Annotated in this window: 16 protein-coding genes; 10 read left to right on the forward strand and 6 right to left on the reverse strand. The window is 50.7% G+C overall.

Going from position 1 to position 14,389, the window contains the following annotated elements; all coding sequences use genetic code 11:
- Positions 1 to 218 precede the first annotated feature (218 nt).
- Positions 219 to 656 carry a chemotaxis protein CheW gene (locus NZM01_11935; GenBank protein MCS6960743.1) on the reverse strand — a complete coding sequence of 146 codons (438 nt, stop codon included), beginning with the start codon at positions 654 to 656 and terminating at the stop codon, positions 219 to 221.
- Between the two features lie 75 nt (positions 657 to 731).
- On the opposite strand from NZM01_11935, the gene NZM01_11940 reads away from it, so the two are divergent.
- Complete coding sequence (locus tag NZM01_11940; GenBank protein MCS6960744.1) at positions 732 to 2,063, forward strand: YvcK family protein; 1,332 nt, start codon at positions 732 to 734, stop codon at positions 2,061 to 2,063.
- 24 nt (positions 2,064 to 2,087) lie between these two features.
- Positions 2,088 to 2,525, forward strand: a complete 438-nt coding sequence (locus NZM01_11945; GenBank protein ID MCS6960745.1) for an ATP-binding protein — start codon at positions 2,088 to 2,090, stop codon at positions 2,523 to 2,525.
- On the opposite strand, the gene NZM01_11950 is transcribed toward NZM01_11945, so the two are convergent.
- Genes NZM01_11950 through rimP form a run of 3 tightly spaced genes read right to left on the reverse strand, consistent with a single transcriptional unit; the run spans position 2,455 to position 4,362 of the window.
- Positions 2,455 to 2,763 carry a YlxR family protein gene (locus NZM01_11950; GenBank protein MCS6960746.1) on the reverse strand — a complete coding sequence of 103 codons (309 nt, stop codon included), beginning with the start codon at positions 2,761 to 2,763 and terminating at the stop codon, positions 2,455 to 2,457. The genes NZM01_11945 and NZM01_11950 overlap by 71 nt on opposite strands.
- Entirely contained in the window at positions 2,763 to 3,890 is a 1,128-nt protein-coding gene (gene nusA, locus NZM01_11955) for a transcription termination factor NusA (protein MCS6960747.1), read from the reverse strand. The genes NZM01_11950 and nusA overlap by 1 nt, the downstream gene beginning before the upstream one ends.
- Positions 3,891 to 3,909: 19 nt before the next feature.
- Positions 3,910 to 4,362, reverse strand: a complete 453-nt coding sequence (rimP, locus tag NZM01_11960) for a ribosome maturation factor RimP (GenBank protein MCS6960748.1) — start codon at positions 4,360 to 4,362, stop codon at positions 3,910 to 3,912.
- Between the two features lie 234 nt (positions 4,363 to 4,596).
- Here rimP and NZM01_11965 point away from each other — a divergent pair, with 234 nt between their 5' ends.
- The gene (locus NZM01_11965; GenBank protein MCS6960749.1) at positions 4,597 to 6,108 is read left to right on the forward strand and encodes a phospholipase D-like domain-containing protein; all 1,512 of its coding nucleotides are present in this window, start codon (positions 4,597 to 4,599) and stop codon (positions 6,106 to 6,108) included.
- Here the strand turns inward: NZM01_11965 and NZM01_11970 are convergent, their stop codons facing one another.
- A complete protein-coding gene (locus tag NZM01_11970) occupies positions 6,109 to 7,257 on the reverse strand; it encodes a lipid-A-disaccharide synthase (protein ID MCS6960750.1) in 1,149 nt (382 codons plus the stop codon).
- Positions 7,258 to 7,310: 53 nt separating this feature from the next.
- Here NZM01_11970 and NZM01_11975 point away from each other — a divergent pair, with 53 nt between their 5' ends.
- From NZM01_11975 to nadB, 3 genes are all read left to right on the forward strand, one after another.
- Positions 7,311 to 8,150 carry a BtpA/SgcQ family protein gene (locus NZM01_11975; protein MCS6960751.1) on the forward strand — a complete coding sequence of 280 codons (840 nt, stop codon included), beginning with the start codon at positions 7,311 to 7,313 and terminating at the stop codon, positions 8,148 to 8,150.
- 65 nt (positions 8,151 to 8,215) lie between these two features.
- On the forward strand, positions 8,216 to 8,590 hold the full coding sequence (psbU, locus tag NZM01_11980) for a photosystem II complex extrinsic protein PsbU (protein ID MCS6960752.1): 375 nt from the start codon (positions 8,216 to 8,218) through the stop codon (positions 8,588 to 8,590).
- Complete coding sequence (nadB, locus tag NZM01_11985) at positions 8,591 to 10,156, forward strand: L-aspartate oxidase (protein ID MCS6960753.1); 1,566 nt, start codon at positions 8,591 to 8,593, stop codon at positions 10,154 to 10,156. It abuts the gene before it with no gap.
- Here the strand turns inward: nadB and pyrE are convergent.
- Positions 10,122 to 10,679 (reverse strand): orotate phosphoribosyltransferase, encoded by a 558-nt coding sequence (gene pyrE, locus NZM01_11990; protein ID MCS6960754.1) that lies wholly within the window; start codon positions 10,677 to 10,679, stop codon positions 10,122 to 10,124. The genes nadB and pyrE overlap by 35 nt on opposite strands.
- 73 nt (positions 10,680 to 10,752) lie before the next feature.
- Here pyrE and NZM01_11995 point away from each other — a divergent pair, with 73 nt between their 5' ends.
- From NZM01_11995 to NZM01_12010, 4 genes are read left to right on the forward strand one after another with little or no spacing between them, the layout of a single operon-like run.
- Positions 10,753 to 11,256: a hypothetical protein gene (locus NZM01_11995; GenBank protein MCS6960755.1), complete on the forward strand. Its 504-nt coding sequence runs from the start codon at positions 10,753 to 10,755 to the stop codon at positions 11,254 to 11,256.
- A complete protein-coding gene (gene coaE, locus NZM01_12000) occupies positions 11,257 to 11,829 on the forward strand; it encodes a dephospho-CoA kinase (protein ID MCS6960756.1) in 573 nt (190 codons plus the stop codon).
- Positions 11,830 to 11,883: 54 nt separating this feature from the next.
- Positions 11,884 to 13,491, forward strand: coding sequence for a DUF1957 domain-containing protein (locus NZM01_12005; GenBank protein ID MCS6960757.1), 1,608 nt, complete (start codon positions 11,884 to 11,886; stop codon positions 13,489 to 13,491).
- The gene (locus NZM01_12010; GenBank protein MCS6960758.1) at positions 13,492 to 14,379 is read left to right on the forward strand and encodes a glycosyltransferase; all 888 of its coding nucleotides are present in this window, start codon (positions 13,492 to 13,494) and stop codon (positions 14,377 to 14,379) included.
- The last annotated feature ends 10 nt before the right edge of the window (positions 14,380 to 14,389 follow it).

Below are 14,389 nucleotides of genomic sequence, written 5' to 3' on the forward strand. Positions count from 1 at the left end.
TTCTCGGTGGAGGTGATCCACTGGCAGAACTGCTCCCACAGCGAAAGACGCTCTTGGCTTCTTACTGCAGTGGTCATGTGTTTACCTTTAATTGCTAATGACTAAATGTATTTTGCAAAAAAAAATTTTTGCTCCTTTAGCGTAGCAAAATGTAAAGATTTGTCAAGGTAGATAGCGGGGGAGAATTGTTAAATCTTTATTAAGGATCAAGGCAGAGGTCAAACCAACTCCAGGAGACGGTTTTCGTCTAGGAGGAAGACAGGGACTGGTTTATCAGTCTGCAGGGGCAGTTGTACCACGTGACTAGCAATGTTGAGGGTATCCCGTTCGCGGTACTCAGGGGGCACAGGGTGGAATTGGTTGGCGGGAACATCTCGCATGAGGGGAAGACTGCCAACAGTTAGACCGTACCAACCCTTGGGAGATGCTAAAACGATTAGATAGGACTTGCCCTGGGGCGATACTTGGCCTAAAACCTTTTGGTAGAGATCAATAACAGTCACTTCCTGACCATCGAATACGCATAGACCTAGGTATTCCTGCTTCCCTTTGACAATTTCAGGTCGCGGAATTACTTTCTTGACTGACTGGAGGTTAAGAGAGAGCCATAGATTCCCAACAGGAAAAATCAGTATCTTAAGATTGGCTAGGGGCATGGGCGGGAGTTGATTAGCCTGGTCTGATTCTACCAGACTCAGACTGTAGTAGTATTAACACCGATCGTTTTGGATATGACCTTGGGCAAGCAAACTACGCGGAGATCGACGGGAATAAAGCGAAGGGTAGCGCGATTCTTCAAGTGGCTACGACCTGGTATTCTGGTGAAGCGATGGTTTTTGGTCAGTCTGCTGGGGATACTGCTGATCATTTTGGGTTTAGCAATTTCCGCTCGCCTTACCCCTATTCGAGTTCTACTAGCTGTTGCTAATAGAGTAGTAGAGACGCTGGTACAAATTTTACCGCGGCAGGTGAGTGGACCCCTGGCAATCACTTTGGGCTTAGTGCTGCTGTGGCTGGGACAACGGCGAGTGTTCATGGGACTGTTACAAGCTCTTATGCCCAGTCGCAATCCTAGAGAAGCGATCGTGGAAAAAGTTATCGCCCACTACACCCTCAATCGCGGGCCCAAATTGGTGGCGATCGGCGGGGGGACAGGTCTCTCGACGTTGTTACGGGGGTTAAAAAAATACAGTGCCAATATCACAGCGATCGTGACAGTGGCAGATGACGGGGGGTCATCGGGACGGTTGCGGCGGGAACAGGGGATGTTGCCACCAGGGGATATTCGCAACTGTCTGACGGCTTTGGCGGACGAAGAGAAACTACTGACGGAGTTGTTCCAGTACCGGTTTAGTACGGGGGAAGGATTAGCAGGGCACAGTTTTGGTAATTTGTTTCTAACGGCTATGACCCACATCACGGGGGATTTAGAACGGGCAATTAGGGCAAGTTCTGAAGTTTTGTCAGTGCGGGGGCGAGTCTTGCCAGCCACAGTCGAAGATATGGTGCTCTATGCCCACCTGGAGGATGGACGCTATGTGGAGGGCGAATCCCAAATTACGGCAGCTAGGGGTAAAATCCTGCGCATTGGCTGTAAACCCGATCGTCCCCGCGCCGTTCCCCAGACGGTAGCGGATATTTTTGCAGCGGATTTGATTATTTTGGGCCCAGGGAGCCTCTATACAAGTGTGATACCCAATCTCCTGGTGCCTGAAATTGCCGAAGCCATAGTCAGTTGTCAAGTCCCCCGCATCTACGTTTGCAACATTATGACCCAACCAGGGGAGACAGACGGCTTTACGGTGGCTGACCATGTGCGTACGATCGAGAAAGTAGTTGGGCAGGAGATGATTGACCTCGTGATTGCCCAAAAATCCCCTCCTTCCCCCCCCACCTTGGAAGCCTATCGCCGCAGTGGGGCTGATTTTGTCTACCTCGAGCGGGAGGGTCTTGAGTGTCCTGTATTGGTGGCAGAGGTAATGCTAGAACAGGATGGCAAGGTGCGCCATGATTCCGATAAACTAGCAGCTGTAATTATGGGCTGGTTTCATAGCAATTCCTGAAGCTGGTGATCGATTGGCGGATTTATGACTAAATGTTATCGCCTTGTTGTCAATAGCAATATCTACGAACTTGCCCAGGTACGTAGATGGTTCAAGCAAGTCCAAGAGTTGCCCCAGTCTATCTATCAGCAAGTGGAACTGGTTTTGACAGAAGCCTTCAGTAATGTTGTTTACCATGCTCACGAACATCTGCCGGAGGAAACGCCTGTAGAAATAGAATGTCAACTCTTCGATGACCATGTGGAGCTGCGGGTGTGGGATTATGGTCAGCCCTTTGATTTGTTTGGTAAGAAAGAGCTTTTAGCAAGAAGACATCAAGAGATTTTCGATGTAGATGACATGCCTACTGGGGGAAGGGGGCTACTGATTATGGAATCCATCGCTGACCACCTCAGTTATGACCGCACTGCTGATGGCAGGAATTGTCTATTGATAGTGAAGAATTTGCCTGCGCCGAACTAGCTGCCCTCTGCCGTAACTCAGCCACCACAATCGGGGGAAGGGGAGTACGGAGGGCTTTACTCAGGCGATTTTTTTTCAGGGCTTCCTGCAGACAAGACCCCTGGCGACAGACATAGACCGATCGTCCCATGCCCTGGTCTAGTTTGACTGTGTTGCCCTCTCGCACTATGCGCCAGAATTCATCACGGTGGGCTAACCTACGACAAATGACACAGCGCCGAAATAGGGGGGGAGCCATTACTCATGCCGTTTGATGTCGATTTTCCAGCCTGTTAGCCGCGCCGCTAGGCGGACATTTTGCCCTTCTTTGCCAATTGCCAAACTCAGCTGGTCTTCCGAGACGGTGACAAGGGCTTGCCGTTCACTGGCGTTGATGATCTGGACTTCCTTGACTTTAGCGGGACTGAGGGCATTGGCAATATAGGTGGCAGGGTCAGGGGACCAGCGAATTACATCTATTTTCTCTCCCTTCAGTTCATTGACCACCGCTTGAATACGTACACCCCTCGCCCCAATACAAGCTCCTACGGGGTCAACATCTCGCTCCAGGGTGTCTACAGCAATTTTAGTACGGGGTCCGACATGGGGAGTAGGGGGATTCGCCTCCCTAGCAACGGCAACAATCCGCACAATCTCATCTTCAATTTCGGGAACTTCGTTTTCAAACAGGCGCACCACTAAACCCGCATCTGCTCTGGAAACCAGTAACTGCGGCCCACGGCGGGGAGTGTCGTAGACCTGCTTGAGGTACACCTTGAGGCTGGAGTTGGGACGGTAGGGACGTTCATTGGGTAGTTGCTCATTTTTGGGCAGTTCCGCTTCTACCTCAGGCTGACCGACACTGCTGGTGACCGCCAAAATCACAGAGTTGTTTTCAAAGCGCAACACCCGCCCCTGGAGTACTTCCCCCTCCATATCCCGAAATTCCTCCTGGATGAGTTTGCGCTGTTGGTCCCGCAGCTTTTGTGCTAGTACCTGTTTAGTCTGCATGGCTGCCATGCGTCCAAAATCCTGTTGCTCAGGGGTGACATCAACTACTACCGTTCCCCCCGGTTGGGCTTCTGGGGCAACCTCCCGTACTTCTGCAAGGGCAATTTCCCGATCGGGATTGGTCACCTCTTCCACGATCGTTTTGGTGGCTAGGACGCGAAACCCTTCCCGTTCTAGGTCAATTTCCACCTCGAAGTTGTCAAAATAGCCATCCTCAAAGTGGGTGCCCTCTGTGCGGTAGGTTTTACGGAACTTCTCGTAGCCCTTCATCAAGGCTTCCCGCAGAGCAGTGTGGACTGAGGCAGGGGGCAAGTTGCGTTCTTTGCTAATCTCTTCTACTAAACGGCGCAAATTCGGCAAATTAACGATGGACATAGCATCTCCTCGCAGATATTCAATGTAGCTCAACCCGCTCCACCACCGATCGGGGAATGGCAATTACTTTCCCCCGCTGATTCAGTCTGATCACCTCTGCCGTCCGTTCAATTAGTTGCCCAATCCATTCCCGTTTGCCCCCGTAGGGCGTATGGGCATAAACCGCAATGGTAAAGCCGCGAAAGGCGCTAAAGTGACGGTCAGTGGTGAGAAATTGGTCAATTTCAGGGCTAGACACCTCTAAGTTGTAGGAAAAGGGGATGAGGTCTAAGCGATCGAGTTCTGCTTCCAAAGCCAGGCTCATCCGTTCGCAGTCATCGAGACCCACATCTTCCTGGGGCTTGGCAATGTCAACGCGTACGACGGCAGGGTTACAGTGGGTCTGTACATATACAGCCACTACCTCCAAGCCCAGGGCAGGGGCAAGGCTGCGGGCAAGATTCGCAATTGGCTCAATCAGGGGGTGAGTCATGGTACTTAAAAACAAAGAAAGCGGGTCAAGCCCACTTCTGTTTCCGATTATACAACATGGCGTCGGGGAGGGGGGATGTTCCTCCGGTAAAACTGCCCCCATAGGACAGACTGATACCACAGGGCGTTCCCTAACCTTTCCCAGATGGCAGTAATGCTAAGCTATACCCTCCTATTTTAGGAACTTCTGGGAGAACAACTTGCCCTATCTTAGAAATAAGCAAACAGCCGACCTATGCGCCCCGCTAAAACTGCTCCCGCTGATCAACGTGTCTGGCAGATTGGACTGCTGCTCCTAATTGTGCTTCTGCTTCTGGGGGGAGTTGCCTATCTGTTCCTGCGCCCCCAGGGCAAACGCAGTCAGTTGAAATCTCTCCTGGAACCCCTGCCCCAGCATCCCCTGATTAAGGTCTATATGAACCAACAACAGGCGAATAGTTTTGTCGACTTAAGGGGCATCGATCGCTACGGTGACGACCATGAAGGTTTGATCTTAGATTTCGTCAACAGCGCCCAGCAGACTTTAGATGTAGCAGTGCAGGAATTTCGGCTGCCTAGGGTAGCAAAGGCAGTGATTGCTAAACACCGATCGGGGGTAAAAGTGCGGGTGATTATTGAAAACACGTACAGCAAGGGTTGGTCAGAATTTACGGAAGCAGAAGCCAGCCGATTGGACTCCCATCGCCGTCCCCGCTATGAGGAATACAAAATCTTTGCCGATGAAAACAAAGACGGTGTGTTAACTACTGAAGAAGCCCGCCGGAATGATGCGGTTTACCTCATGAAGCAAGCCGGGATACCCCTAATTGATGATACGGCAGATGGCTCCAGGGGGCCAGGTTTAATGCACCACAAATACGTGGTTGTGGATGGACAAAAAGTGTTATTGACTTCTACCAATTTCACCTGGAGTGATGCCTACGGTGACTACGACAACCTAGAAACTAGGGGCAACGCCAACAACATGATGATCATCAACAGTCCAGAAGTAGCTAACTTATTTTTGGAGGAATTTAACATCATGTGGGGAGACGGTCCTGGCGGCAAATTAGATAGCAAATTTGCTGTTAAAAAGCCCCATCGACCAGTACGCAAGGTACAGGTAGGGGATGCCGAAGTGTGGGTGAAATTTTCCCCTGACAGCAAATCGCGGGTACCATGGCAAGAGTCGACCAACGGCGTAATTGCTACTAATTTGGGCAAGGCGCGTAAATCCATCGATATGGCATTGTTTGTCTTTGCTGAACCGCGCATCGGCAATTTGTTGGAAGAAAAACAAAAACAGGGAGTGCAAATTGCTGCCCTAGTTGACCCCAGTTTTGCCTATCGCGAATATGCCACCACCTTGGATATGTGGGGTTATGTTTCTACTCAGGACTGTCGGGTGGGGAATCGTCGCCCTTGGAGTAAACCCATTCCTGGTAAAGTAGGCATTCCTGATCTGGTCAAGGGAGATAAACTGCACCATAAATACGGTCTCGTGGATGATGAACTAGTGATTACAGGTTCCCACAACTGGTCTGCCTCTGCCAATCATCTCAACGATGAAACCTTAGTAGTAGTTAAGCATCCCACGGTGGCTGCCCATTATCGCCGCGAATTCGATCGTTTATTTGAAAATGCGCGGCTAGGACCTTCCCGCAAAATTGTGGAAACGGGACAAAAAGTATGTGCACCCAATGGCAGCAGGAAGAGAGTTGTACGTAGAAGACCCCCATCAGATGACAACAATTTGGAGCAGGAATAATTAGGTCTCTACTACAGACTCGATCACTTGCAGTAATTTTGCCCCCGATCGCTGTCTAGGGAAAACTGCCTGTAGCTCCTGGCGCATGTGGGCTAACTTAGCAGGGTTATCCAATAAATCACAAATATAGTTAGTCACTGAGTCGGGAGTTAAATAGTCAATATATTCAGGCACGATCGGTTTTTGGGCATAGATATTCCCCCAGCTCAGGAATTTACCGCGCCGTTTGATGTGACTGACGACGAGGCGATTGATGCCGCTACTGATCAATTTGCCCACACCAGGTAGGTGACTGAGAAGGCCTGGCAAACCATCCCATGCCCGCATCCCATCCCATTGATTGGTAGGCACTAAAACAATCATCGGCACGGCTAGAGCCGCTAACTGGGCAGTATTTGCCCCCACCGTTGTGACACAGAGTTTTGCCCCTAGAAATAACTCCGTAGCGGGAAACTGCTCATAAATTTCCACTGCGGTTCCCTGGGCTGAAATTAAATGCTTGCCTGCCAATTTGCCCCCATACTTAGCTAATTCCTGGGGAGTTAGAGTTGGTGCCAGAGCAATGTAATATTCCAAGTCGGGATAGATAGACTTTAACCGATCGGCAACTGCCAACACCAGGGGTACACCTATACGCAGTTTCATGGGCTTAGAACCAGGGAGAAACACAATATAGTTGCCTGGCTGGGGTGAACAGGGAGCTATGTCTGCCATCAAATCCCCAATCACTGTCCCCTTTGTCCCTGCCCAAATCCCAGGGTGACGGAGAGCAAAGCGATCAATAAAGTCCACCCACCTTGCCTGCCACTCCGCATAAACCACGGTTTTGTAGCCCAAGCGTTTCCCCACCACCACCGTATAAAACTGGTCTCCCCCCAGAAATACCACTACCCCTTGTTTATGCCAATCCCACCCTGGCGTTTTCCCCCATAATACAAAGTCCCAAAAACGATCGGGGGGCAAGACCCGTGTCACAGCGGGATAAGTTTGCACAATTTCTGTTTCCCTGCCACTGGCATGGCTACAGGGGGCAAGGAGGACAGACACCCGCCATAACAAATCTTTACGCTCCGCTATTGCCCGCACCAGCGGGTAAACCCAGGTCGTCACCTCCCCCACACCATTGCTTAAAATAACTAAATCCATCATTTCTGCTCCAGTTCGCGTTAAAGTAAGGGCAAGTAATCACTGTGTCTGGCGGCGTGTTGTTACAACAACTGTTTGATTCCCCTAAACCAATTATTGGCGTTATCCATCTTTTGCCCCTCCCCACTTCCCCGCGCTGGGGCGGCAGTCTCAAGGAAGTAATTGAGCGGGCAGAACAGGAAGCCACAGCCCTAGCCTCGGGAGGAGTAGATGGTATTTTAGTGGAAAACTTTTTCGATGCCCCTTTTACCAAGGGTACCGTTGACCCCGCTGTAGTTAGCGCCATGAGTCTGATCGTGCAGCGGATTATGCAAATGGTGCCCCAGCCAGTGGGAATCAATGTCCTGCGCAATGACAGCCGCAGTGCTATGGCGATCGCCGCCTGTACAGGTGCAGCTTTTATCCGCGTCAATGTCCTCACGGGAGTGGTGGCAACAGACCAGGGCATTATTGAGGGCACAGCCTACGAGTTAATGCGCTATCGCCGTGAACTGGGTACCAATACCAAGGTGTTTGCTGATGTCCTAGTGAAGCACTCCCAGCCCCTCTCCTCTGCCAATCTCACCTTAGCTATCCAGGACACCATTCATCGGGGTTTAGCGGATGCCATCATTGTCTCCGGTTGGGCAACAGGACAGCCTCCCACCCTGGCAGATATGCAGGAAGCCCGCCAAGCCTGTGCCGATACTCCCCTATTTATCGGTTCGGGGGCTAGGTGGGACAACATAGGGGAAATTCTCCCCCTAGCGGACGGCGTGATTGTCTGCAGTTCCCTCAAGCGCCATGGACAAATCCACCAGCCTGTTGACCCAATCCGTGTCCATCAATTTGTGGAAGCAGTCCACCACTACAGTGCCCCCAAAGCCCTTGTCTCCTCCCTGGAAATGAAAAACTAAGACCTTCCCCCTCTCCGATCAGCGTTAAAATTATGTCTAAAGATTTAGATGAGGGTTTATTATAGATGAGAACTTTAGTACGCATTTTCTTGGTAGCAGTGCTTGCGGTTGCCCTATGGTTAGGGGCAGGGCGACCAGTAGTAGCCAAGTCTTTTGATCACCTCCCTGATACCAACTTTGTGAAGGTAGATAACAGCAAGATTGACCTCAACAATGCCAACGTTCTGGCTTTCCGTCGCCTGCCGGGCATGTATCCTACCTTAGCGAAAATAATTATCCAGAATGCCCCCTACGCTAGCCTAGATGAGGTACTACAAATTGAAGGGTTGACCGAGCGGCAAAAGGAGCGCATTAAGCAGTACATGGACCAATTTACCCTCTACAGACCTGATAATTCCATGCAGCGGGAACGCATCAACAACGCTAACTATCGCCTCTAGGTGAACAACGCCTTTGACACGATCGTTGTCGGAACGGGAGCCGCGGGACTATACACGGCTCTTTGTTTTACGGAGCGATTGGGACGGGGGGGTAAGGTGGGGCTGATAACTAAGGGGAATCTGCAGACCTCCGCCAGTTGTTGGGCCCAGGGGGGGATTGCCGCTGTCCTAGATACTGCTGATAGCTTTGCATTGCATTATCAGGATACCTTGCGGGCGGGAGCAGGTCTGTGTGATGGAGAAGCCGTAGCGATTTTGGTGCGAGAAGCCCCTCGGCGTATTCAGCATCTGCTAGAGCTGGGGGTAAATTTTGACCGCAACCCCGATGGTACCTTGGCTCTCACCCTGGAAGCTGCCCACAGCCGTCATCGCGTCCTCCATAGTGCTGATGCCACAGGAAAAGCCCTCGTGGAAACTCTGACCGATCGGGTTTTGGCGCATCCCCAGATTGAGGTTTTGGCCGCAACCCAGGTAGTGGATTTAGTTGTTGTAGGGGGAGAGTGCCGCGGGGTATGGGTCCTTCGGCAAGGCTCAGGAGCCGAGGTAGTGCCCCTTTTAGCTAGAGCGACAGTCCTGGCGACAGGGGGAGGAGCCTACGTCTACAGTCAGACCACCAATCCGCCCAGCAGTACGGGAGAAGGGGTAGTCATAGCGTGGCGTAGGGGAGTTCGGTTGCGGGATATGGAGTTTGTGCAGTTTCACCCTACTGCTCTCTTTTTTCCCGGTGCTCCTCGCTTTTTAATCAGCGAAGCCGTTAGGGGGGAGGGAGCCCATCTCATCGATAGCCGTGGTCAGCGGTTTTTATGGCAATACCACCCCCAGGGGGAACTAGCCCCCAGAGATATTGTCAGCCGATCGGTGTGGCACTACCTACAACAGACAGGGGAAAGTTGTGTGTTTCTTGACTTAAGTCCCATTCCCCTGGAGACAATCCGCCGTCGCTTTCCCACGATCGCCCGCTTTTGTCAGGAATATCAGATTGACATTGAAACCCAACCCATCCCCGTTACCCCCGCTGCCCACTACTGCATTGGTGGTATTGCTACCGATACGATCGGTGCCACTTCTTTACCAGGGCTATACGCGGTTGGGGAAGTCGCCAATACAGGGGTCCATGGGGCAAATCGCCTAGCCAGTAATTCCCTCCTGGAGTGCTTTGTGTTTGGGGAACGCCTAGCCCGTTATGCCCCTTTGTTGGATTTGCGGGAAAAGGCAGTGGGACAGCCCCTAGAGCTAGAATTAGGCGATCTAGACTGTCAGGCAGAGATAAGGGAAATTTGTTGGCGAGCAGCGGGGATTGTGCGCAGCCAAGCCAGTTTGGCAGCGGGGATAGACAGACTGGACGAACTAGCTAAGCAAAGACCGAACCGCCGCAGCCTCAATCTCCTCAGTTATGGGAAACTAATCATGCAAGCTGCCTTATACCGCCAGGAGAGTCGCGGCACCCACTACCGCCAGGATTTTCCTACGGCTGACCCCAACTGGCAACAGCACACTACAATTGTAGGAGACCAACTTGACCTCGCCCCCCTCAAGGGAACAGAGCTTGAATTTCCTCAATTGTAAATAGAGCATGTAGTTGCAAACCCTCTTGGGCAAACCGCTCTGCCGCTCCCTCCTGCCGATCGACTATGGCAAAGACATCTTCCACCCGATAGCCCGCCCCCCGCAATTGGTGCACTGCCCACAAAGCAGAAGCCCCCGTCGTCACTACATCTTCTACCACCACTACCCTAGAGCCAGGGGGAAGAGAACAACCCTCGATCGTTTGCCCCGTGCCGTGTTCCTTTGCCTGTTTACGCACAATCAGACCATAGACAGGACGATCGGTATAGGCAGAAACTACAGTAATAGCAGACACGATCGGGTCCGCACCCAGGGTTAAGCCCCCTACCGCCACTGTGTCTGGGGGCAGTAGAGCGTGCATAATTTCACCGATATAGCGCGCCCCTTGGGGATGGAGAGTGACTAACTTGCCATTGATGTAATAGGAACTTTTCTGCCCTGAAGACAGGACAAAATCACCCTTTTTATAGGCAAGTTTGCCGATTAATTCTAGTAACTGGGCACGGTTTTCGTCTAATGTCATAGGATTTCCTAGAGTCAGCCAAAATTGATGGAATCTGCTAGATTAGTGGCAAGTAATTGTGAGGAGTTACCCCATGCGATCGATGTTAGCGAAAATCTTAACGGGTGTGGTCTCTGCCGCTTTGGTAAGTGGTGTTGCCTGTGCTGACCCCCGCCCCACTGATCAGGATGCTTACCCTGGCAATTTCCCCCCCGACTTCGCCAACAATTTCCCTGCCACCTACGGGGAGGTGTACACTAAGGTACTTGATCTTACCTCCGATTTGAACATTCAAACTCCCTTTTTTGAAATTGAATTCGGTGATCAAAAATTTCAGCGTCAGTTTAACGCCTTCCGTTCGATTGTGCGAGAGATGCTGGAACTACAAAACAATAGCGACCCCCTGATCCGCACCCGCGACTTGGCTAACCCCTACACTACTGCCCTATCTTCCTACTGCAGTTACTATCAACAACTCAACATTGAACAACCAGGGTGCATTAAAGAAGAACCGATCGTTTTAACTCCGTCCGAACCCGTTTTGCCTCCTCCTGCCATTCGTCCTGCCCCTCCTCCCCCTGTACCTGCTCTGTGGTAAGTGCGTATAGGTTTAACAGGTGGTATTGCCTGCGGTAAATCCACCGTTGCCCACTATCTGCAAAAAAAATATGGTGTGCCGGTCCTCAGTGCCGATCGGTACGCCCACTCTATTTTGGAAACAGTCATCAAAGAGGCAGTGATCGATCGTTATGGTGCGGGCATTCTCCAGGGAGGGAAAATCGATCGACAACGTCTAGGGCAAATTGTGTTTCAGGCTGAGCAGGAACGGCGGTGGCTAGAACAGCAGATACACCCTCTAGTGAGGACAAGGATGTTACAGGATGCCCAGCAGTACCAAGGCACAGTTGTCTTAGAAATTCCCCTTTTATTTGAAGCCCAGATGACTGACCTTGTAGATCGGATTTGGGTAGTTGCCTGTAGCGAAGCCACTGCCCTTGCCAGATTACAGCAAAGAAATCACCTCACTCTCCTAGAATGTCAACAGCGACTGCAGGCACAAATACCTATAGCAGCAAAAATTCGCCAAGCTGATGTCGTGTTATACAACGAAGGGACCCTAGAGGAGCTATATCAACAGGTAGACCGCACCTGGCAGAGTTTGGTGAGCTAGTCGAGCCAAGCCCGCCCAAATACACTACAATTGCACCATCGGTAAACAACAGACATGACCAGCGGATACCTAGCCTTGGTGTTACACGCCCATCTCCCCTATGTGCGCCACCCTGAGAGTGAGTATGTTTTAGAAGAGGAGTGGCTGTTTGAAGCAGTCATAGAAACCTACGTGCCCCTGATCAGGATGATGGAGAGCTTCCAGCGAGACGGCATGGACTTCCGCTTGACCATGACTTTGACTCCCCCCCTCGTGGCAATGCTGCGGGATGAGCTACTACAAAAACGGTTTGATGTGCACCTTGCCCGCCTAGAGGAACTAATTGCCAAAGAAATTGCCCGCTATGACCACAACCCCCACCTGCGCTATCTCGCTGAATTTTATCAACAGCAGTTTGCCCAAGTGCGTGAGACTTGGGAGCAATACAATGGCGATTTGATCAGCGCCTTTAAGCAATTTGCTGACAGCAATAACCTGGACATTATCACCTGTGGTGCCACCCATGCCTACTTCCCCCTCATGCAAATGTACCCTGAAGCGGTGTGGGCACAGATCAAAGTGGGGGTAGACTATCACAAAGAAATATTCGGCAGAGAACCAAAGGGGATTTGGATACCAGAGTGCGGCTACTACAATGGCTTGGAGCGCATGCTAGCAGATGCAGGACTGCGATACTTTTTAATTGATGGTCATGGCATTCTTTACGGACAACCCCGCCCCCGCTTTGGTACCTATGCCCCTGTCTACACAGAATCGGGGGTAGCTGCCTTTGGACGAGATCACGAATCCTCCCATCAAGTGTGGTCTTCCCAGGTGGGCTATCCAGGGGACGGTGTATATCGAGAATTCTACAAAGACCTGGGTTGGGAAGCCGACTACGAATACATAAAGCCCTACATCATGCCCAACGGTCAGCGCAAAAATGTCGGCATCAAATACTACCGTATCACCCAGAAAGGTTGCGATCTGGGGGCGAAAGAACTTTATGATCCCTACTGGGCGCGGGAGAAAGCAGCTGAACATGCGGGTAACTTCGTCTTCAATCGCGTAGCGCAAATCAAACACCTCTACAGTGTGATGGGCAGACCCCCGATCGTAGTCGCTCCCTATGATGCTGAATTGTTTGGACACTGGTGGTATGAGGGACCTTGGTTTATTGACTACGTGATGCGCAAAGCCTACTATGACCAGGACACCTACAGAGTCACCCATTTGTCGGAGTATTTACAGGAAAATCCGCAACAGCAGGTAGTCAGACCCGCCCAGTCCAGTTGGGGTTACAAAGGCTTCCATGAATACTGGTTAAATGATACCAATCGTTGGATTTATCCCCATCTACATAAGGCAACTGAGCGCATGATCCAATTATCTTTACGGGAACCAGAGACAGAATTAGAGAAACAAGCCCTCAATCAAGCTGCTAGAGAACTTTTGTTAGCCCAATCCTCTGACTGGGCATTTATTATGACCACAGGCACGATGGTACCCTATGCTGTGCGGCGGACAAAATCTCACCTCCTGCGCTTTAACAAACTGTATGAAGACATCAACAAGGGAGAGATAGACAGCAAATGGCTCAGCAAAATCAGCTATCTGGATAATATTTTTCCCAATTTGGATTACCGTGTTTATCGTCCCCTCATGGCACAGGTGAAAAAGTAAATGTGGTCTGTCATTATTCCCACCTACAACCGTTTACCAATTCTTACCAAGTGTCTACGGGCATTGGAGCAACAGGACTTTCAGGAAGACTATGAGGTGGTGGTAGTAGATGACGGTTCCACGGATGACACAGTTAAATTTCTACAAGACCATCAAACCGAATTTCCCCATGTTCGTCTAATCCTACAAGACCACCAAGGAGCAGCGATCGCTCGCAATACAGGTATAGATGCAGCTAGAGGGGAAACGATCGTTTTCATTGATAGCGATTTGATTGTTACATCTTCTTTTTTGTCGGCTCATGCTAAAAAACTCCCTCAAGATGGTAAGTATTTCACCTATGGGCGGGTAATTAACACTGCTAATTTCGACAACCCCACAGCAGAACCCTTCAAACTGACCGATTTCTCCGCTGCTTTTTTCGCCACAGGCAATGTTGCTATTGCCAGAGAATGGTTACTTTTGGCAGGTAAATTTGACCCCATGTTCTCCCAATACGGCTGGGAAGATTTAGAACTGGGAGTAAGACTGAAAAAACTGGGCTTAAAACTAATCCCCTGTCCAGAAGCCGTCGGTTATCACTGGCATCCCCCCTTTGATCTCAGTCAAATACCCCAGATGATCGAGCGAGAGAAACAAAGAGGCAGAATGGGGGTTTTATTTTATCGTAAGCATCCTAATTGGGAAGTGCGTATGATGATTCAAATGACACCCCTACATCTCCTGTTGTGGGGACTGCTATCCCTGGGCGGTCTGGTTAATGAAAAAACTATGGCTCCCCTTTTGCAGTTTCTGATTGATAAAGGGAAATCTCAATGGGCATTGGAATTAGCACGGATTTTTCTCAATTGGTACAATGTTAGAGCGGTTTATGAAGCCAATCGCTAAACAGCAGAGG

The sequence above is a fragment of the Pseudanabaenaceae cyanobacterium SKYG29 genome (assembly GCA_025055675.1).
In the GTDB taxonomy this organism is placed as follows: Bacteria; Cyanobacteriota; Cyanobacteriia; order Pseudanabaenales; family Pseudanabaenaceae; genus M5B4.

What these genes read in the sequence shown, in the direction of transcription:
- NZM01_11935 (MCS6960743.1), bottom strand. Translation starts at nt 656, where the DNA reads ATGCCCCTAGCCAATCTTAAGATACTGATTTTTCCTGTTGGGAATCTA.
- NZM01_11940 (MCS6960744.1), top strand. Translation starts at nt 732, where the DNA reads ATGACCTTGGGCAAGCAAACTACGCGGAGATCGACGGGAATAAAGCGA.
- NZM01_11945 (MCS6960745.1), top strand. Translation starts at nt 2,088, where the DNA reads ATGACTAAATGTTATCGCCTTGTTGTCAATAGCAATATCTACGAACTT.
- NZM01_11950 (MCS6960746.1), bottom strand. Translation starts at nt 2,763, where the DNA reads ATGGCTCCCCCCCTATTTCGGCGCTGTGTCATTTGTCGTAGGTTAGCC.
- nusA (MCS6960747.1), bottom strand. Translation starts at nt 3,890, where the DNA reads ATGTCCATCGTTAATTTGCCGAATTTGCGCCGTTTAGTAGAAGAGATT.
- rimP (MCS6960748.1), bottom strand. Translation starts at nt 4,362, where the DNA reads ATGACTCACCCCCTGATTGAGCCAATTGCGAATCTTGCCCGCAGCCTT.
- NZM01_11965 (MCS6960749.1), top strand. Translation starts at nt 4,597, where the DNA reads ATGCGCCCCGCTAAAACTGCTCCCGCTGATCAACGTGTCTGGCAGATT.
- NZM01_11970 (MCS6960750.1), bottom strand. Translation starts at nt 7,257, where the DNA reads ATGATGGATTTAGTTATTTTAAGCAATGGTGTGGGGGAGGTGACGACC.
- psbU (MCS6960752.1), top strand. Translation starts at nt 8,216, where the DNA reads ATGAGAACTTTAGTACGCATTTTCTTGGTAGCAGTGCTTGCGGTTGCC.
- pyrE (MCS6960754.1), bottom strand. Translation starts at nt 10,679, where the DNA reads ATGACATTAGACGAAAACCGTGCCCAGTTACTAGAATTAATCGGCAAA.
- NZM01_11995 (MCS6960755.1), top strand. Translation starts at nt 10,753, where the DNA reads ATGCGATCGATGTTAGCGAAAATCTTAACGGGTGTGGTCTCTGCCGCT.
- NZM01_12005 (MCS6960757.1), top strand. Translation starts at nt 11,884, where the DNA reads ATGACCAGCGGATACCTAGCCTTGGTGTTACACGCCCATCTCCCCTAT.
- NZM01_12010 (MCS6960758.1), top strand. Translation starts at nt 13,492, where the DNA reads ATGTGGTCTGTCATTATTCCCACCTACAACCGTTTACCAATTCTTACC.